Annotated in this window: 18 protein-coding genes; 5 read left to right on the top strand and 13 right to left on the bottom strand. The window is 71.7% G+C overall.

Annotation, left to right across the window (positions count from 1 at the left end; all coding sequences use genetic code 11):
- A complete protein-coding gene (locus ACZ6TV_RS24245; protein ID WP_465299512.1) occupies nt 1-1269 on the bottom strand; it encodes a chitosanase in 1269 nt (422 codons plus the stop codon).
- Nucleotides 1270-1406: 137 nt separating this feature from the next.
- Between ACZ6TV_RS24245 and ACZ6TV_RS24240 the strand changes: the two genes are divergently transcribed.
- Complete coding sequence (locus tag ACZ6TV_RS24240) at nt 1407-1775, top strand: ArsR/SmtB family transcription factor (protein ID WP_465299511.1); 369 nt, start codon at nt 1407-1409, stop codon at nt 1773-1775.
- Entirely contained in the window at nt 1772-2269 is a 498-nt protein-coding gene (locus ACZ6TV_RS24235; protein WP_465299510.1) for an SRPBCC family protein, read from the top strand. The genes ACZ6TV_RS24240 and ACZ6TV_RS24235 overlap by 4 nt, the downstream gene beginning before the upstream one ends.
- On the opposite strand, the gene ACZ6TV_RS24230 is transcribed toward ACZ6TV_RS24235, so the two are convergent.
- Together ACZ6TV_RS24230 and ACZ6TV_RS24225 are read right to left on the bottom strand one after the other, a co-directional pair.
- Entirely contained in the window at nt 2220-4604 is a 2385-nt protein-coding gene (locus ACZ6TV_RS24230; protein ID WP_465299509.1) for an ATP-binding protein, read from the bottom strand. The two genes, ACZ6TV_RS24235 and ACZ6TV_RS24230, sit on opposite strands and share 50 nt — an antisense overlap.
- Nucleotides 4601-5257 (bottom strand): sensor histidine kinase, encoded by a 657-nt coding sequence (locus ACZ6TV_RS24225; protein WP_465299508.1) that lies wholly within the window; start codon nt 5255-5257, stop codon nt 4601-4603. The genes ACZ6TV_RS24230 and ACZ6TV_RS24225 overlap by 4 nt, the downstream gene beginning before the upstream one ends.
- An 88-nt stretch (nt 5258-5345) precedes the next feature.
- Between ACZ6TV_RS24225 and ACZ6TV_RS24220 the strand changes: the two genes are divergently transcribed.
- Both ACZ6TV_RS24220 and ACZ6TV_RS24215 read left to right on the top strand, forming a co-directional pair.
- Nucleotides 5346-5720, top strand: a complete 375-nt coding sequence (locus ACZ6TV_RS24220; protein ID WP_465299507.1) for a response regulator transcription factor — start codon at nt 5346-5348, stop codon at nt 5718-5720.
- A gap of 10 nt (nt 5721-5730) precedes the next feature.
- On the top strand, nt 5731-6528 hold the full coding sequence (locus tag ACZ6TV_RS24215; protein ID WP_465299506.1) for a class I SAM-dependent methyltransferase: 798 nt from the start codon (nt 5731-5733) through the stop codon (nt 6526-6528).
- Here the strand turns inward: ACZ6TV_RS24215 and ACZ6TV_RS24210 are convergent.
- The 3 genes from ACZ6TV_RS24210 to ACZ6TV_RS24200 are packed head-to-tail and all read right to left on the bottom strand — an operon-like array spanning nt 6514 to nt 8375.
- Nucleotides 6514-7161, bottom strand: coding sequence for an SIMPL domain-containing protein (locus ACZ6TV_RS24210; RefSeq protein WP_465299505.1), 648 nt, complete (start codon nt 7159-7161; stop codon nt 6514-6516). The genes ACZ6TV_RS24215 and ACZ6TV_RS24210 overlap by 15 nt on opposite strands.
- A gap of 21 nt (nt 7162-7182) precedes the next feature.
- Nucleotides 7183-8049 carry a hypothetical protein gene (locus tag ACZ6TV_RS24205; RefSeq protein ID WP_465299504.1) on the bottom strand — a complete coding sequence of 289 codons (867 nt, stop codon included), beginning with the start codon at nt 8047-8049 and terminating at the stop codon, nt 7183-7185.
- A 38-nt stretch (nt 8050-8087) separates the two neighbouring features.
- Entirely contained in the window at nt 8088-8375 is a 288-nt protein-coding gene (locus ACZ6TV_RS24200) for a hypothetical protein (RefSeq protein ID WP_465299503.1), read from the bottom strand.
- Here ACZ6TV_RS24200 and ACZ6TV_RS24195 point away from each other — a divergent pair.
- Nucleotides 8334-8597 (top strand): macro domain-containing protein, encoded by a 264-nt coding sequence (locus tag ACZ6TV_RS24195; RefSeq protein ID WP_465299502.1) that lies wholly within the window; start codon nt 8334-8336, stop codon nt 8595-8597. The genes ACZ6TV_RS24200 and ACZ6TV_RS24195 overlap by 42 nt on opposite strands.
- Before the next feature lie 122 nt (nt 8598-8719).
- Here ACZ6TV_RS24195 and ACZ6TV_RS24190 read toward each other — a convergent pair whose 3' ends face one another.
- From ACZ6TV_RS24190 to ACZ6TV_RS24160, 7 genes are all read right to left on the bottom strand, one after another.
- Complete coding sequence (locus tag ACZ6TV_RS24190; RefSeq protein WP_465299501.1) at nt 8720-10804, bottom strand: glycoside hydrolase family 2 protein; 2085 nt, start codon at nt 10802-10804, stop codon at nt 8720-8722.
- Nucleotides 10805-10873: 69 nt separating this feature from the next.
- Nucleotides 10874-12187, bottom strand: coding sequence for a mannitol dehydrogenase family protein (locus ACZ6TV_RS24185; RefSeq protein ID WP_465299584.1), 1314 nt, complete (start codon nt 12185-12187; stop codon nt 10874-10876).
- The gene (manD, locus tag ACZ6TV_RS24180; RefSeq protein WP_465299500.1) at nt 12184-13392 is read right to left on the bottom strand and encodes a D-mannonate dehydratase ManD; all 1209 of its coding nucleotides are present in this window, start codon (nt 13390-13392) and stop codon (nt 12184-12186) included. Before manD ends, ACZ6TV_RS24185 begins: the two co-directional genes overlap by 4 nt.
- The gene (locus tag ACZ6TV_RS24175; RefSeq protein ID WP_465299499.1) at nt 13389-14207 is read right to left on the bottom strand and encodes an ABC transporter permease; all 819 of its coding nucleotides are present in this window, start codon (nt 14205-14207) and stop codon (nt 13389-13391) included. Before ACZ6TV_RS24175 ends, manD begins: the two co-directional genes overlap by 4 nt.
- Nucleotides 14204-15097 (bottom strand): ABC transporter permease, encoded by an 894-nt coding sequence (locus tag ACZ6TV_RS24170; protein ID WP_465299498.1) that lies wholly within the window; start codon nt 15095-15097, stop codon nt 14204-14206. The genes ACZ6TV_RS24175 and ACZ6TV_RS24170 overlap by 4 nt, the downstream gene beginning before the upstream one ends.
- Nucleotides 15097-16152: an ABC transporter ATP-binding protein gene (locus ACZ6TV_RS24165; RefSeq protein WP_465299497.1), complete on the bottom strand. Its 1056-nt coding sequence runs from the start codon at nt 16150-16152 to the stop codon at nt 15097-15099. Before ACZ6TV_RS24165 ends, ACZ6TV_RS24170 begins: the two co-directional genes overlap by 1 nt.
- Nucleotides 16149-17348, bottom strand: coding sequence for an extracellular solute-binding protein (locus ACZ6TV_RS24160; RefSeq protein WP_465299496.1), 1200 nt, complete (start codon nt 17346-17348; stop codon nt 16149-16151). Before ACZ6TV_RS24160 ends, ACZ6TV_RS24165 begins: the two co-directional genes overlap by 4 nt.
- Nucleotides 17349-17355 lie beyond the last annotated feature (7 nt).

Here is a 17355-nt window from a genome sequence, read left to right as displayed (position 1 = left end):
CTAGGCGGGGATGGTGAAGGGGTCCCCGTAGACCTTCCAGCTCAGCGGCGGGTTGAGGTCGAAGTTGCGGTTGTTGAGGAACACCCGCTGCGCGGTGTCGACGCGGCTGGTGTCGCTGTGCGCCTCCTCGGTCTTCATCGCCGCGACCCGCGCGTCGAGGAAGGCGTTGAGGTACGTGAACTCGTCGCCGCCCTGTGCGGGGGTGCGGGCCTTCGCCATCGCGGCCCGGCGGATCCCGCCGAAGCTGACGGCGCTGTTGCCGGGGCCGTGCATGACGATCGCGTCGTAGTAGGCGAACTGGCCCAGGGCCCGCAGCCCGTCGGCCTTCGCCTGCTGGACGGACGGGTTGAAGTAGACCCGGTCGCGTTCGTCGTTCTGCGCGGTCTGGAACGCCGGGTCGGCCGCCGCGGTCTTCCAGTCCTTGGTGAAGTTCGGGTCCAGGCCCGCGTGCGAGGCGGTGCCGTCGACGTTGCGCAGCGCCGGGAGGTACTTCGCCAGGACGTTGCCCGGGACGCGCTGCGCGTACAGCTCGACGAGCTCGAGCATGTCACCGGTGCCGGAGCAGAAGCCGATGATGCCGGCGGTGTAGCCGCGCCCGTCGCCGATGTCCTCGATGTACTTGTACTGCGCCTTCCAGTCCAGCGACGAGTTCTCCGCGCTGGACACCAGCTGCATCGCGATGTCCTTCTTGCGCGGGTCGGTGAGGTCCTTCCCGGCGCTCGGGCTGGTGCTGGGGGTCCTGGACGGCGTCACCGACGCGCTGGGGGTCGTGCCCGGCGTCGTGCCGTACACCTTGAACTCCCACAGCGAGTAGCCCCACGCCGTGCCCCGGGCGGTGCCCAGGACCCGCACGTAACGCCCGGTGCCGCTGAGCCCGGTGAGGTCGTCGGTCGCGCCGTTGCCGGTGGTGGTGCTGTAGATGCTGGTCCAGGCGCTCCCGTCGGCCGACGTCTGGATCTGGTACGACTTGCCGTACGCCGCCTCCCAGCTGAGGTTGACGTGCGTGATGGTCTTCGTGGCGCCGAGGTCGACCCGGATCCACTGCGGGTCGACGCCTTCGGCGCTGGCCCAGCGGGTGCCGGTGTTGCCGTCCACGGCGTTGCCCGGGCCGAGCGAGGACGTCTCGTCGGACGACGACGTGGCGGGCCTGCCCTGCGAGAGCAGGGTCTCGGCGGCCGCCTCCGCGCCGTAGGTGGTCACGGCGATCGTCACCCCGCCGACGAGCACGGCCGCGGCACCGATGCCGACCAGCCTGCCGGGAATCTTCACGAGGCGCCTCCGTCATTAGATAGGTAAGTTACCTGTCAGATGTTCCGATTCGAATCCTTCGATGTCAAGCCACCTAAGCCAGACTTCAGACTGCATTAGGCGTTCTATCGTGTAACCCGTAGGTTACACTTCCGGGCGTGGACGATGTGGCGGAAGCGATCGCGGACCCGGTCCGCCGGGCGGTCCTCGAGCTGCTCCGGACCGGCCCGCAGCCGGCCGGCCACATCGCCGCGGCGATCGGCGCCAGGTTCACCATCAGCCGCCCCGCCGTGAGCCGGCACCTGCGCGTGCTGCGCGAGTGCGGCCTGGTCCGCGACACCCTCGACGGCCGGCGCCGCCTCTATGCCGTGGACCCCACCCGCCTCGCCGAGCTCACCGGCTGGCTCGCCCAGTTCACCGTGCCGCCCGTGTGGCAGCAGCGCATGGACGCACTGGAGACCGAGGTGCACCGTACCCGCCGCGACCGCCTTCGCAGTTCACCCACCGGAGAGGAACGCACCGCATGACCCTCACACCCAACGGCACCTGGACCCCGACCCCGACCGGCGGCGACCTCGTCGTGACCCGCACCTTCCGCGCGCCGATCGAGGACGTCTGGGCCAGCGTCACCGAGCCCGAGCGCACCGCCCGCTGGTTCGGCCCCTGGAAGGGCGACGGCCGCCCCGGCGGCGCCATCCAGATCCAGCTGGTGCAGGAGGAGGGCGCCCCCTGGTCCGACGCCCGCGTCGAGGTCTGCGACGCCCCGCGGCGCCTCACGGTGACCACCACCGACTCGGCCGGCTCATGGCACCTGGAGCTGCTGCTCAGCACCGCCGGCGCCAGCACCGAACTCCGGCTGGTCCACCACCTGACCAGCGCCGACGGCATCGGCGAGGTCGGACCCGGCTGGGAGTTCTACCTCGACGCGCTCGTCGCCTCCCGCTCCCCCGGCACCCCCGCGATGCCCGACTTCAACGACTACTACCCGTCGATGCAGTCCTACTACCAGTCCCTGGCGTAGCGGTCGCGGTGGTGTCGCCGGGGCGCATGAGGCGTTCCCAGCCGGCATCGCCGGACGTGCCGTAGGTGCGCAGCGCCGCGATCGGGTCGGGCTCGGCGGCGGCGGTCAGCGGCAGCGTCACCCGGAAGCGGGTGCCGCCGCCGGGGTTGTCCTCGACCGCGATCGAGCCGCCGTGCCGCTCCACGATGCGGCGGCAGATGGCGAGGCCGAGCCCGGTGCCGCCGTAGTCGACCGGGCGGGCGCGGTAGAACGACTCGAACACGCGGGCCTTCTCGGCGTCGGGGATGCCGATGCCGCGGTCGGCGACGACGAGGTGGATGCCGTCGGGGCCGGCGTCGGCGGTGACCTCCACGTGCGGGGTGCGCCCGGCGGGGGTGTACTTGATGGCGTTGCCGACGAGGTTGTCCACGACGAGGCGCAGCAGGCCCGGGTCGGCCTTGATCTCGGGCAGGTCGCCGATGTGGACGACCGGCGTCGGCGGGCGGCCGGCCGAGGACGCCATCGCCAGGTCCGCCGGCGGGACCGGCGCGGTCCGCTCGGCGACCACCGACTCGACGATCGCCCGCAGATCCACCTCGGTGAGGTTGAGCGGCGCGTCCCGGGCCGTGGTGTAGGCGAGCAGGTCGTCGATGATGGACCGCATCCGGATCGCGCCCTGCCGGACCCGCTCGACCGCGGCCCGCGCCGTGCTCGACCGGGTCAGGCCGCCCCGCCGGACCTCCGGGCTCTCCGGCTCCGCGTCGGCGGCGGAACGGGATCCCCCCACCGGCGCGACGGAGGCGATCAGCGGGTCCGCCGCGGTGAGGGCGTCGGCGGCGACGGCGGCGAAGCCGTGCACCGCGGTCAGCGGGCTTTTCAGGTCGTGCGCGACGACCGCGGCGAACTGAGCCAGCTCCGTCTCGTACCGGCGCAGCGCCGTGATGTCGTGCAGGACCGCGACCGCGCCGCGCGGCCCGCCCGCCGAGCGGTCCAGGGGCCGGGCGCTGACGCTGACGAGGATCCCGTCGGGGTGGGTGGCGTTGCGGATGACCATCTCGACCCGGTCGACGGACACCCCGCGCAGCGCCTTCACCATCGGCAGCTCCGCGGCGGGGAACGGGGTCGCACGGTCCGGCAGGTACGCGCCGTAGTGCGCCGGCCAGTCCTCCAGGGTGTCCGGGTCACCGGCGGTGCCGAGCAGCTGGCGGGCCGCGGGGTTGTGCAGCAGGACCCGGCCGTCGGCGCCGACGACGGTGACGCCCTCGCCGAGGCTGGTGAGGATCGCCTGCTGCAGCGCGGCCTGCTTGCGCGCCTCGCGTTCGGCGGCGCGCAGCTCTTCGGTCGCCTCGTGCACCAGGATCATCGCCTTCGAGCGGCGGGTCGACAGCAGGTACACCAGCAGCGTCACGAGCACCGTCAGCACCGCACCCGAGGCGGTCGCGACGAGGGGCCGGTCCGTGTAGGCGCCGGGCAGGTCGCGCGGGTCGGCGCTCACCTCCAGGTGCCACAGCCGCTGCGCGATCCCGATGTCCTGGGACCGGCGCAGGGCGTCGCGGGGCGTCGCCAGGCGGTGCACGGTCGCGATCGTCAGCAGCCCGCCGCCGGTCTGGGTGGCCGACAGCGTCGCGGTCACCCGCCGGTGCAGGGCCTCGCCGAGCGCGCCGCCGAAGAAGCCCTCGCCGCGCAGGCCGAGCACGACCCAGCCGCGCAGCTCCCCGGCCGGCCCGGTGACGGGGGTGGCGAGGCTGAGCGTCCGGCGCTGCTCACCCGCGGGCCGGGACGCGTCGGGCTCCAGCAGCGCCGCGTTGGACACCGCCGCGCGGCCCGCCCGGTGCGACTGGCGCATCACGTCGGCGAGGTCCGGGTCGCCGCCGAGATCCGTCCCGCCCGCGAGCGGCGCGTTGCCGTCCAGCTGCCTGGCGTACACGCCGAAATAGTGCTCCCGCAGGCCGTCCGCGGGCCGCAGGGTCAGCCCGGTGGCGCCCGCCGCCCGCCACTGCTCCTGCACGGTGGCGACGTCCGCGGCGCCGGCCGGGACGACGAACACGAGCGCCGTCGCGCCCGCCAGGGCCTCCCCCGGCACCTTCGCCGTCGCCCGCGCGAACTCCTGCGGGCTCAGCCCGTCGTGGGAGCCCAGCGCCGCCGCCACGTTGTCGATCGTGTCGACGTACCGGCGGACCTCACCGGCGACGGCCGCGGCGGCGAGGTCTGACTGGCGGTCGATCGCCTGCTGCGCCGAGCGCCGCTCCTTGCCGCTGATGACGACGGTGACGCCGAGCGTGGCGAGCGCCCCGAGGACGAGGACCACGGCTGCGAGGGCCATCGAGCCGTACCAGCGGTGCCGCTCCACCGTCATCGGACCCGCCGCATCGGCCGGACCGTCACCCGGTCGCCGGGCGTCGCGGTGCGCGGCAGCATGACCCGCAGCTCGGTGTCGCTCGTGGTCACGATCCCGCCGTGCCGGTCGGCGATGGCGCGCACCACGGCCACCCCGAGCCCCACGATGCCGGCCGGGCACGGCTGGGTGCCGGCGGTGACGGTGAGCCGCACCTGGGTGTCGTCGCCGTCCAGCGCGACCAGCAGCTCGTCGCAGCCGGCGAAGCACCCCACGGCGTGGTTGAGCAGGGCCACGACAAGATGCTCCAGCTGTCTCGGATCCCCCTGTACGACACAGCTGCCGCCCTCGTCGGCCCAGCGCACCCGCGGCTCACCGGGCCGGGCCCGCGCGGCGTGCGCCTTCAGGGCGCGGTCGCACAGCCGGCGCAGGTCGAGGTCCTCGACCACGAGCCCGTAGACCCCGGCGTCCACCGCCGCGAACAGCAGCAGGTCGTCGATGAGGCTGTCGAGCCGGTGGACACAGGAGTTGAGCATGGTGAGCATGTGGCGCTGCCGCTCGGTGAGCGGGCCCGCCTGCTCCAGCACCTCGCTGTAGCCGCGGATACCGGTGAGCGGCGTGCGCAGCTCGTGCGACAGCTGCCGCAGGTACTGCGGCGCAGGCGCTGCGGTCATCGTCCCGGCCTCCGTCCATCCGGAACCACCATAGTTGAGCTGTTTTGTCCATATACTCGGATCGGGAGCTTCCAGAAAGTTGGTGCGCATGTCGACGGTGCTCGTGGCCGAGGACGACCTCGCCATCCGGGAGCTGCTGACGTTTCTGCTCGACACGTCCGGCCATCACGTCATCGCCTGTGCCGACGGCGGCACCGCCCTGGACACCGCCCGCCGCGAGCACCCGGACCTGGCGATCCTGGACGTCAGCATGCCCGGCATCAACGGCATCGAGGTCTGCCGCGCGCTGCGCCGGACCGCCGACACCGAGCTGATGCCGGTGCTGATCCTCACCTCGCACGGCCAGTGGCTGGACGTGAGCACCGGCTTCGACGCCGGCGCCGACGACTACCTGGTCAAGCCGTTCGAGCCGAGCGTCCTGCTCGAACGCATCGAGACACTGCTGTCCGACGCCCCCGACTAGGCTCTCCCGCATGGGGAAATGGACCGGCCGCGCGGCGGCGTTCGCCGACAGCTACGCGCACCTGTGCGCCCACACGGCGCCGTTCCTGCTGCGGGCGGCCGGTTTCACCCGGGGTTCCCGGTTACTCGACGTCGGCACGGGCACCGGCACCGTCGCGGCACTCGCCGTGGCCGGCGGCGGGCGGGTCACCGCGGTCGACGCGGAGCCGGGCATGGTCGACCTCGCCCGCAGCACCACCGCCGCTGAAGTCGTCGAGGCCGCGCTTCCGTCGCTGCCCTTCACCGACGGCGCCTTCGACACGGTCGTCGCGAACTTCGTCGTCAACCACGTCCCCGACCCCGGGCGGGCGCTGCTGGAGCTGGTGCGGCTCACCGCGCCGGGCGGGCGGGTCGCCGTCACCGTCTGGCCGCATCCGTCGCCGCCGCTGCAGCGGCTGTGGACGGACGTCATGGCGTCCGTGGGACTCACCCCGGCGCCGTCGATCATCCCACCGCCGCTCGACTTCCCGCGCACCGAGGAAGGCCTCACCGCCCTGCTCACCGGCGCCGGCCTGCGGGACGTGTCGTGCGAGACCGTCACCTGGACCCACCACACCTCCGTCGACACGTGGTGGATCGGACCGGCCAACGGCATGGGCGCCCTCGGCGAGGCGCTCACGGGCGCCGACCCGGCCGTGGTCGCGGCGGCCCGGCGCTCCTACGAACGCCTCGCCGCCGCGTTCCTCGACTCCGGCGGCGACCTCGCGCTGCCGACAGCGGCACTGCTCGCCGCGGGCCGCGCACCGCGGTCTCCGTCAGTCGCCCTGTAGCGCGAACCCGAGCAGCACGGCGGCGTTGACGACGACATAGCCGGGGGCGAGGTCCTGAGCGGCCGCGTCGGCCGCGTCGGTGGCGTGGCTGCGGTACTTCTCCACGCCCGGCCCTTCCGGGTCCACGTCCTCGATGTGCAGCACGGCGCCGAGCCGGACACCCGCCGCCTCCGCGTACAGCTCGGCCTTCGCCCGCGCGACGGCGACCGCCCTGCGCCGCGCCTGCGCCCGCAGCGCCTGCTTGCCGGTGACGTCGAAGTCGACGTCGTCGATCTGGTTGGCCCCCGCCGCGACGAGATCGACCAGCAGCTGCCGGCTCCCGTCGAGGTCCGCCGACTCGACGGCGAACTCCGCCACGCACTGGTAGCCGACGAACCGGTTCGTGCCGTCGATGTACCTGGTGGCCGTCACGAGGCTCAGCCGGGACGCCTTCACCGCCGCGTCCGCGATGCCGTGCCGGCGCAGCACGGCCCGGACCTCGGTCACCGCCGCGGTGGCCACGTCGAACGCCGCCGAGGGCGTCTCCTCGAGACTCATGATTTTGAACTTGACCCGTACCAGCTCCGGCAGCGCCTGCACGCTCGCCGTACCGTAGACACTGACGCCCCACGGTTGCCCGATCTTGTTCCGCATGCCCCGTTCCAATCTGTCGCATCAGCCGTTGTTCAGCGCGGTGACCAGGGTGCGCAACCACGGCTCGGCGAGCGCGGGCTCACCGGCGGTGGCGCGGGCGAGCGCACGGCGCCCCTCCCGGCTGCGACCGTAGTGGACGAGCGCCACCGCCTCCGCGAGCGCCGCCCGGGTCCGCTCCTCCCGGTCGGGCCCGTCCGCCCCGGCCAGCCACCGTTCGGGGCGGAACGACCGGGTCAGCTTCGTCTGGTGGTCCCCGAAGTACGACCACACCCGCCCGTCCAGCGACACGTTGACGACTGCCCTGGCCGGCAGCTCACGGGTCCACGGCCGGTCGTCCTGCTGCCAGCGGTACGCGTTCGGGCTCGTCTGCCGCCGCGGCGTCACCCCGACGAACCGCAGCTTGCGCCGGATCACCGGCCACGGCTCCCGCTCCTGCTCGACCCAGTCGCGCAGCAGCGTGTACAGCTCGGTGAACGTCCCGCCCTCGCTGACCACGTCGACAAACGTCACCGGCCGCGGCCCGCGCGCCAGGTCCCGCGGCGCCGCTTCGACCCCTCGGACGATCCGGCGGGCCTGCTCCACCTCTGCCCGCGTCAACGCCCGCCGCCGCCACCCGCGCCCCCGCCGCACCGACGGGCGCGCGAACGACAACGGCAGCCGCCGCAGGCCCACCCTGCCGCCGAGCGCCCCGCCGAGCAGGTCGTACATCGAATCCAGCGACCGCCCAACGAACACCAGGTCACCGTTGCCACCGCGGGCCACGACCTTCCCGGCGCACGCGACAAGCTCGTCGAGGAACCACAGATCCGGCGCCTCCACCCCGTCCAGCAACGACCCCAGCCGGTCCGGCGTGACCAGGTCCCACCGGAACGGCACGCTGTCGTCCATCCCCCGATCCTGCCAGAGCCTGGCGGAGGACTGCGCGGCTACGGCGTCCGCGTGTAGTCGGCTCCACGCCGGTGGGCGTCCAGGTTTCCGAACCGGTTGGCGCGCTGCCAGTCCGTGCCGGTACGGTCCACCGGGCATCCCGCGGTCCGCAGCCGCTCGGCAAGCTTGTTGCACCAGTCGCCGGACGCGGTGACGCGGATGTAGTTGAGCCCTGCGAGGTCCGCCGGCAACCGCATGGCACCCGCCGGCAACCGCATGGCACCCGCCTGCAGCATGATCGTCTGGTGCGGCAGGAGCGCCAGCGACATTCCCAGTTCGATGAACACGTTCGGCCGCGCCTACGGCCGATCGCCATTCCGTTGATCGGCACCGGCCTCGCACGCGTGGAACGTCAGGCACCGTCCGACCTTCTCAAGCTCATCGCGAGCTCCTTCGTCGCCCGCAGCCGGCACGGCCGGATCTCCGATGAGCTGCGGATAGTCGTCCAGCCCGAACGCCTGGCCGCCGTCGACCTCACCGGCGTGGCGGAGCACATCGACGCACTCTAGGCCATTGGCAAGGTCGGCCGGGCGCCCCGTGACCGCCGCGCCGTTTCGACTGGTACGTCGACTGACCCGACCCGGAGCGCGGCCGCTGCACCGGGGAACGGTGCAGCGGCCGGAAGGGGCTGTCAGTTCAGGGTCCACGTCACGGTGTCGGTGACCTGGGTGCCGTTGATGGTGGCGGTGACCTGGACGGTGTTGGCGCCCGGGCGGAGGGTCACGCCGGTCCACTTGAAGATGTGGTCGGGCGCGGTCCGGGAGCCGAGTGAGGCGCCGTTGAGGGTGGCGGTGACCGACGACGCGTTCGAGTAGACCTTCAGCTCCGTCGACGCGGTGGTGCGGGTCGTCCAGCGGCGGCTGGTGATGTACACCGTCGGTGCGGAAGACCAGTTCGCCTTGTAGAAGTAGAAGGCGTCCTTGCGGGTCAGCCGGTCCCGGGTGACGAGGCCCTTGTCGTTGATGCCCGGCTGGCTGCCCTCGTTGCGGGCGTCGGCGGCGAAGTCGAACATGTTCCACACGTAGGTGCCCCACACGTAGGGGCGGGCGTCGAGCTGCTTCCACGTCGCCTCGTGCAGCAGCGCCTGGTACTCCTCGGGGTGGTACTGGCCGCCGGGGCTCGGCGCGGCCGGGTTGAGGGCGTGCTGCGTGGTGTTGGCGCCGGCGCCGTACTCGGACAGGGCGATCCTGCGGGACGGGTTGGCGGCGTGCAGGCTGTCCAGGTTCCCGCCGAGGTCGTTGTACGAGCCGTTGTACCAGCCGAAGTACTTGTTGTAGCCGCTGGCCTCGGCGTGGTTGTTGACGGCGCCGGTGTCGCTGACGCAGCAGCTGGCGTAGACCGAGACGCGGTCCGGGTCTTCGGCGTCCACCAGGCCGGCGAGGCTGTCCAGCAGCGTGTTGGTGGCGGCGTTGTCGACGCGTTGCTCGTTGCCGATGCCCCAGAAGACGATCGACGGGTGGTTGTAGTTCTGCCGGATCAGCTCGGTCAGCTGCTGCCGGGCGTTCGCGGTGTAGCCGGCGGAGTTGGTGGTGTCGTTGACGAGCGGGATCTCCGCCCAGACGACGAGGCCGCGCTCGTCGGCGAGGTTGTAGTCCTTCTGGTCGTGCTGGTAGTGCGCCATCCGGATCGTGGTGGCGCCGATCTCGCGGATGAGGTCGAAGTCGGCGGTGTGCTGCGTGTCGTTGACGGCCCAGCCGGCGCCGGCGCGGTCCTGGTGCAGGTTCACGCCGTGCAGGTCGTACGCGTGACCGTTGAGGCTGAAGCCGGTGTTCGGGTCGACGGCGAAGGTGCGCAGGCCGAGGGGTTCGGTGACCACGTCGGTGACCTGGCCCGACGAACGGATCTCGACGTTCGCGTTGTACAGGTAGGGATCCGCGAGCCCGTCCCACCGGTGGGGGTTGGCGATGGTCACGGTGGAGACCACGTCGACGCCGGCGTTGGCTGCCACGGTACGGGCGGCCGACGACTGGTCCGCGACGACGGTGCCGGACGCGTCGGTGATGACGGTGCGCACGACGACCGAGCGGCTGGAGGTGTTGTTGTTGAACAGTTTCGTCGTCACGTCGACGGTCGCCGACGCCGCGGTGACGGACCGCTGCCGCAGGTACACCCCGGGACCGGCGGAATCGAGCATCCGCACGGCGAGCGGGTCGACGACCTGCAGGCTGACATTGCGGTAGATGCCGCCGTAGAACGTGAAGTCGGCGGACAGCGGGGCGATGTCGGCGTTGTGCGCGTTGGTCACCTTGACCGCGATGACGTTGTCCTGGCCCACCTTGAGCGCCGAGGTGGCACCGAAGCGGAAGCGGGCGTAGCCGCCTGCGTGCTTGCCGAGGTAGGTGCCGTTGACCCACACGTCGGCGACCTGGTTAACGCCGGCGAACTGCAGGAACAGCATCTTGCCGGCGAAGCCGGCCGGGACGGTGTAGTGCCGGCGGTACCAGCCGACGCCGCGGTAGTAGTTGTTGCCGCCGTCGGCGCCGTCGGCGGCGTTCCAGGTGTGCGGGACGCTGAGCTGCTGCCACGCGCTGTCGTTGAACGTGGTGGCCTCGGCGCCGGCGACGTCGCCCTTGGTGAAGCGCCAGCCCGAGTTGAGGTCGACCCGCTGCCTGAGCGCGGGTGGGGTGTACGTGGCGGCGGACGCGCTGGGCGCCGCGACCACGTTGGCCGACACGACCATGACGGCCGCGGCGAGCCACGTGAGGATTCTGCGCATTGTTCACTCCCGAACGGGACGTATGGCGGTACGCGCGGCCCCGGGTGACGCCGCGGTGAGGTGCCGAACCTATTGGCGGAGCAGGCGTGCGGCGTGCGTGACGAGCAGCTCGCGCCACACGGGGCCGAGCGGGTCGGGGAAGACGGGCAGCAGCGCGTCGACCAGCTCCGCCGGGCCCCGGACCGCGGCCGTCGCGGCGGCGAGCTCGGCCGCGCGTGGGTCGTCGACGGGCCGGCGGGTCGCCACGTAGACCATCCACGCGGCGACGGCCAGCGCCGTCCACTGTGGATCGGCGCCGGCGGCGAGCCGGTCCCGGGCGGTGCCGAGCAGGCGGATCGGGAGTTTCAGCGAGCCGTCGGCGGCGACCTGGGCGGTGCGGTGGCCCAGCGCCGGGTCGGCGAACCGGCGCAGGATGGACTCCTGGTAGCCGGCGAGGTCGAAGCCGGCCGGCGGGGTGAGCGTCGGCGTGGCGTCCTCGGTCATGAGCCGCCGGGCGGCGTCGGCGAGGACCGGGTCGGCCATCGCCGAGGCGATCGTCTCGTGGCCGGCGAGCGCGCCGGTGTACGCCAGCAGCGAGTGGGTCGCGTTGAGCAGCCGCAGCTTCGCCGCCTCGTAGGGGGCCACGTCGTCGGTGAACGTGGCGTCCCAGGCGGGTCGGCCGGCCGCGAACGAGTCCTCGATGACCCACTGGCTGAAGGGTTCCGCGACGACCGCGCCCTCGTCGCGGACGCCGAGCGCCGACGCGACCGCGGCGAGGTCGGCGGGTGCGGTCGCCGGCACGATCCGGTCGACGACGCACGACGGGAAGGCCACCGACGTGGTGATCCAGTCCAGCAGCCGGTCCCCTCCGGGCAGCCCTTCGCAGTGGCGGACGACGAGGCCGCGCAGGGTGGCGCCGTTGGCGGGCAGGTTGTCGCAGGGCAGGACGCTGATCGGCCCGGCGTCGGCGCGGCGGCGCAGCTCCAGGCCGGCGACGAGCCGCTCGACCGCGTTGCCGGGCCGGTAGCCCTTCTCCGTCACGGTGAGGGTCACCAGCCGCACGGCCGGGTCGGCGATCCTGTTCACCACCTCGTGGGCCAGGCCGATCTCGCGCAGTGCGCCGACGACCCGCGGCGGCCCGGCGCCGGCCCCGCGCTCCAGGACGGTGTAGAGCCCGTCCTGCGGCGCGAGCTGGTCGCGGACGGTGGCGGAGCGCTGGGTGAAGCCCGCGATCCCCCAGGCCGGGTCGGTGGCGAGCACGGCGTCGGTGTAGACCGCCTGGTGCGCGCGGAAGAACGCGCCGACGCCGACGTGCACGATCCCGACCTGGACGTCCCGCGGGTCGTAGCCGGGTTTACGGACACCGTCCAGCATGGACAGTGCCGGGAGGCCGAGGCGGTTCACCAACTGTGCATCGTCCCGTCTTCGAGGCGGTTCACCGGCAGGGACGCCGGCTTGTACGGGTACTGTGCGGCGAGTTCCTCGTCGATGTCGACGCCGAGCCCGGGCGTCTCTGAGGGGTGCAGGTAGCCGCCGTCGAAGTGGTACCCGTGCGGGAAGACCTCGTCCGTCGCCGTCGTGTGCCGCATGTACTCCTGCAGCCCGAAGTTCGGGATGGCGATGTCGACGTGCAGGGCGGCGGCCATGCAGACCGGGGACAGGTCGGTGGCGCCGTGCGAGCCGGACCGCACGTGGTGCAGCGCGGCGAGGTCGAAGATGCGGCGCAGGTGGGTGATGCCGCCGGCGTGCACGACGGTGGCGCGGATGTAGTCGATGAGTTGTTCGCGGATGAGCTGTTCGCAGTCCCAGATGGTGTTGAAGACTTCGCCGACGGCGATCGGGGTGGTGGTGTGCTGGCGGATGAGCCGGAACCCGTCCTGCAGTTCGGCGGGGACGGGGTCCTCGATCCACGTGAGGTCGTAGGGTTCGAGGGATTTGCCGAGGCGGGCGGCTTCGATCGGGGTGAGCCGGTGGTGTACGTCGTGCAGCAGTTTGACGTCCGGTCCGAACTCGTCGCGGACCCTGGCGAACACGGACGGGACGTGGTTGAGGTAGCGGGCCGTCGACCACACGTTCTCGGTCGGCAGGGCGGCGTCGGCGGGTTCGTAGTACATCTTGTCGCCGGAGACGCCGTAGGTGCTGGCGAGGCCGGGGACGCCGGTCTGCACCCGGATGGCCTTGTAGCCGAGGTCTACGTACCTGGCGACCTCGGCGACCGCTTCGTCCACCGTGGAGCCGTTGGCGTGGCCGTACACCGTGACGCCCTCGCGGGAACGGCCGCCGATCAGCTTGTAGACGGGCAACCCGGCCACCTTGCCGAGGATGTCCCACAGGGCCGTGTCGACGGCCGCGATCGCCGACATGGTGACGGGCCCGCGCCGCCAGTACGCCCCCTTGTAGAGGTACTGCCAGGTGTCCTCGATGCGCGTCGGGTCGCGGCCGATCAGCTGCGGCACGACGTGGTCGGTGAGGTAGCCGGCCACGGCGAGCTCGCGCCCGTTGAGCGTCGCGTCGCCGACCCCGGTCACGCCCTCGTCGGTGACGATCTTCAGCGTGACGAAGTTGCGGTCGGGGCAGGTGACGATGACCCGCGCCTCGGTGATTCTCACGTGATCTCTTCCTCTTTGACCCGGGCGACGAGCTGGGTCGGGTTGACGAGGCGCAGCGCCAGGACGAGCAGCACCAGCATCGTGCCGGTGTAGATGACGGCCATCGCGTCGACGGACTGCTGGGCGCGGATCCCGGCGGCCGACATCGAGTTGTAGAGCGCGACGACGAGGGTGGTGGAGTCGGGTCCGGCGGTGAGGAACGTCAGTTCGAACATGCCGACGGTGCGCACCAGGACGAGGATCGACGCGGCGAGGATGCCGGGGACGAGCAGCGGCGCGAGGATGCGGGTGAAGATCTGGCGGGTACCGGCGCCGCACATACGGGCGGCGCGTTCGATGGTGGGGTCGATCTGTTCGATGAACGGGGTCATCGTGAGGATGACGAACGGCACCGACGGCACCAGGTTCGCCAGCACCACCCCGGTCATGTGCCCGGCGAACCCGTACTTGTACAGCACGGTGGCCAGGGGGATGCCGTAGGTGATCGGCGGCATCAGGATCGGCAGCAGGAACAGCAGGTACAGCACCCGCCGGCCGGGGAACGAGCGCCGGGCGAGGACGTAGGAGGCGGGCACGCCGACGAGGACGGAGATGCCGACGACGAGCGCGGACACCTCCAGGGTGGTGACCAGCACGGGCAGCAGGCCGAAGTCGCGCCACGCCTCGCCGTACCACTGGCCGGTGGCGCCGGTCGGCAGCCACGTGTCGAACCATGTGGTCCCGAACGAGCTGACGACGACGGACCCGACGACGCCGAGCAGGTTGACGAAGAAGAACGCGACCACACCCCAGACGATCCAGGCGCCGGTTTTCATCCCTTGCCTCCCGTGGATCCGGTGTAAAGCAGCGAGCGCCAGCCGAGGACGGCGGCGATGACGGCGAGTTCGACGAGGCCCATGACGACCGCGATCGCGGACGCTTTCGGGTAGTCGTACTGTTCGTAGCCGGCGTGCCAGGCGGCGATGGAGATGACCCGGGTGTCGCCGGCGGGGTCGCCGACGAGGACCGCGGACGGGAAGACGCTGAACGCGAGCACGAACGTCAGGCAGAACGTGGTCGCGAGGCCGGGGGCGAGCAGCGGCAGGGTGATCCGCCGGAAGCGTTGCGCCCAGCCCGCGCCGAGCGTTGCGGCGGCCTTCTCCAGGGTCGGGTCGATACCCGACAGGTAGGACAGGACGAGGAGGAACGCGAACGGGAAGCCGGTGATGACGAGGGAGAAGAACACCCCCCAGTAGTTGTGGGTCAGCCGGACCGGCCCGTCGACGAGGTGCAGCGCCATCAGGGTGCGGTTGAACCAGCCGGTCGGGCCGAGGAAGTTCAGCAGCCCCTGGGCGGTGAGGACGGTGCCGAGGGTGATCGGCACGACGAGGACCGTGGTGAGCAGCCGTTTGCCGCGGAACCGGCCCCGCATCCGGTAGGCGATCGGCACCGACGCCCCGACGTTGAGCAACGCCACCGGCAGCGACAACCACAGTGTCGTGGTGAGGGTGCCGCGCTCGTACGCGTCGGCGAAGAACGACCGGTACGCCTCGAACGGCCCACCTTCCTCGGGCTGGAACGACAACCCGATGCCGTAGAAGAACGGGTAGACGAACAGGGTCACGACGAACAGCAGCGCCGGGCCGAGCAGCAGCAGCTGCCGGTCGACGCCGCGTTCGGCGAGCCGGTGCCGCAGCGCCACCTTGCCTTGCGTGACGGCCGCCATCAGGTGTCCTGCCCGGCCGGGAACACCAGCAGGGCGGCGGGTTCCACCGCGAGCCGGATCTTGTCGCCGGGTGCCGGGCGGTCGCCGGTGCGCAGGTGCAGCCGCTGACCGGCGTCGGTGACGACCTCGACGGCGACCTCGCGGCCCTGGTACTCGACGACCTCCACGGTGGCCGTGAACCCGTCGTCCGCGAGCCGCAGTGACTCCGGTCGTACCCCGGCGACCACCGCGTCCCCGGCGGCGACCTCGCCGACAGCAGTGCCGTGCAGGGTCAGCCCGCCACCTTCGACGACCACAGTGGACGGTCCGGCGCCGGTGACGGTCATCGGCAGCAGGTTGCGGAAGCCCATGAAGTCGGCGACGTGCCGGTTCGCGGGCCGCGTGTGCAGTTGTTCGGGGGTGCCGACCTGCTGGACGCGCCCGTTGCGGAGCACGACCAGGCGGTCGGCCATCGACAGCGCCTCCTCCTGGTCGTGGGTCACGTACACCGTGGTGAGACCGAGGGCCTGGTGCAGCCGGCGGATCTCGGTGCGCATCTCCAGCCGCAGCTTCGCGTCCAGATTGGACAGTGGCTCGTCCATGAGGACCAGCGACGGCTCGAGGACGACGGCGCGGGCGATCGCGACCCGCTGCTGCTGCCCGCCGGACAACTGACCGGGCAGCTTCCGCGCCTGCGCTTCCAGGTGCACCAGCGCGATCGCCTCGTCGGTGCGGCGGCGGACCTCCGCACTGGGCAGGCGGCGCATCTGCAGCCCGAACGCGATGTTCTTCGCCACGCTCAGGTGCGGGAACAGGGCGTAGTTCTGGAACACCATGCCGAAGCCGCGCTTCTCCGGCAGGAGCGTGTCAAGGCGGGTGTCGTCCTGCCAGATCCGGCCCGCGGTCAGCGGCAGCAGGCCGGCGAGGCAGTTGAGCGCGGTCGACTTGCCGCAGCCCGACGGGCCGAGCAGGGCGATGAACTCGCCCCGCTCGATCGTCAGGTCAAGGTCCACGAGCGCGTCCTGCCCACCGAACCGGCGGGTCACGCCCTCCAGACGAAGCTGCTTGAAGGTCACTTCTTCACCTTCGCGCCACCGATCTCACGGTCCCACTTGTCGAACGCGGCGACGAGCGCCTTCGCGTCCAGCGGCACCTCGAGCGGGTTGCCGGAGATGAGCGCGTCGTACTCGGGGCGGCCGAAGTCGGTGATCGCCTTCTGACTGTCCGCGGGCGCCATCGACAGCGGCACGTCCTTGACCGCCGGGCCGGGGTAGAAGTAGCCCTTGTCGTAGGCCTTCGCCTGCTGTTTCGGGGTGAGCATCTCCTGCAGCAGCAGCAGGATCGCGGACTGCTTGTCGGCGGAGACGCCCTTCGGGACGACGGCGTAGTGCGCGTCGGTGACCCAGTGGAAACCGTTCAGCGAGCCGATCATCGCCTCCTTCGGCACCTGGCCGAGGACGCGCGGGTTGATGTCCCAACCCGTCGTCGTCGCGATGATCTTCGCGGAGCCGTTCGCCAGGGACTTCATGGTCTCGCTGGTACTGGACGGGTACAGCTCGACGTACTTGTTCAGCTCGGTCAGGTATGCCCAGGTCTTCTCCCAGCCGTTGACCGGGTCCTTCGGGTCCTTGTCACCCAGCAGATACGGCAGGCCCATCAGGAACGTGCGACCGGGCCCGGAGTTCGCGGGCCGGGCGTACTGCACGGTGCCCGGGTTGGCCTTCGCGAAGGCGAGGAGCTCCTCGGCGCTCTTCGGCGGGTTCGGCACCTTCGCCGGCAGGTACTCGATGAGCGGCCCGGACGGGTAGTAGGTGACCGTGACGCCGTAGCCCCCGGCGAGCTTCTGCATGGCGGCGGCGCCGGGCAGATAGCTGTTCATGTTGGACAGGCGCTGCGCGTACGCCGGCAGCAGCGGCTGCCAGAGTCCCTGATCGACGCCCGCGGCCAGGCCGTCGACGCCGGTGAGCACGAGGTCGATGTCGACCCGACCGGCGCCCTGCTGCGCCTTGACCTTCGGCGCGAGCTCCGGCGCCGTCGCCTTCGAATAGGTGACCTTGCTGATCGTGTCGGCGTGCGCGGACACGAAGTCGTCGATCATGCCCTGGGTGAGCTGGAGGTTGCCGGCGACGTCGAGGATGTTGAGCGTCACCGCGGACGCGGGCTTCAGCGGCAGGTCGCCGCTGGACGTGGTGGCGGGGGTGTTCTTCGTCGGCGCGCCGCACGCGGCGAGCGACAGCACGAGCAGTGAGGCGGCGGTTCTCCAGGGTTTCATGGCGGTT

The sequence above is a fragment of the Dactylosporangium sp. NPDC051087 genome, assembly GCF_055586325.1.
Note: the sequence above shows the minus strand (reverse complement) of the source record. Positions and strands in the feature narration are given on the sequence as shown.

Coding starts and splice junctions, on each gene's coding strand:
- ACZ6TV_RS24215 (WP_465299506.1), top strand. CDS start 5,731: ATGGGGAAATGGACCGGCCGCGCGGCGGCGTTCGCCGACAGCTACGCG.
- ACZ6TV_RS24205 (WP_465299504.1), bottom strand. CDS start 8,049: ATGGACGACAGCGTGCCGTTCCGGTGGGACCTGGTCACGCCGGACCGG.
- ACZ6TV_RS24210 (WP_465299505.1), bottom strand. CDS start 7,161: ATGCGGAACAAGATCGGGCAACCGTGGGGCGTCAGTGTCTACGGTACG.
- ACZ6TV_RS24230 (WP_465299509.1), bottom strand. CDS start 4,604: ATGACGGTGGAGCGGCACCGCTGGTACGGCTCGATGGCCCTCGCAGCC.
- ACZ6TV_RS24220 (WP_465299507.1), top strand. CDS start 5,346: ATGTCGACGGTGCTCGTGGCCGAGGACGACCTCGCCATCCGGGAGCTG.
- ACZ6TV_RS24235 (WP_465299510.1), top strand. CDS start 1,772: ATGACCCTCACACCCAACGGCACCTGGACCCCGACCCCGACCGGCGGC.
- ACZ6TV_RS24160 (WP_465299496.1), bottom strand. CDS start 17,348: ATGAAACCCTGGAGAACCGCCGCCTCACTGCTCGTGCTGTCGCTCGCC.
- ACZ6TV_RS24170 (WP_465299498.1), bottom strand. CDS start 15,097: ATGGCGGCCGTCACGCAAGGCAAGGTGGCGCTGCGGCACCGGCTCGCC.
- ACZ6TV_RS24225 (WP_465299508.1), bottom strand. CDS start 5,257: ATGACCGCAGCGCCTGCGCCGCAGTACCTGCGGCAGCTGTCGCACGAG.
- ACZ6TV_RS24175 (WP_465299499.1), bottom strand. CDS start 14,207: ATGAAAACCGGCGCCTGGATCGTCTGGGGTGTGGTCGCGTTCTTCTTC.
- ACZ6TV_RS24190 (WP_465299501.1), bottom strand. CDS start 10,804: ATGCGCAGAATCCTCACGTGGCTCGCCGCGGCCGTCATGGTCGTGTCG.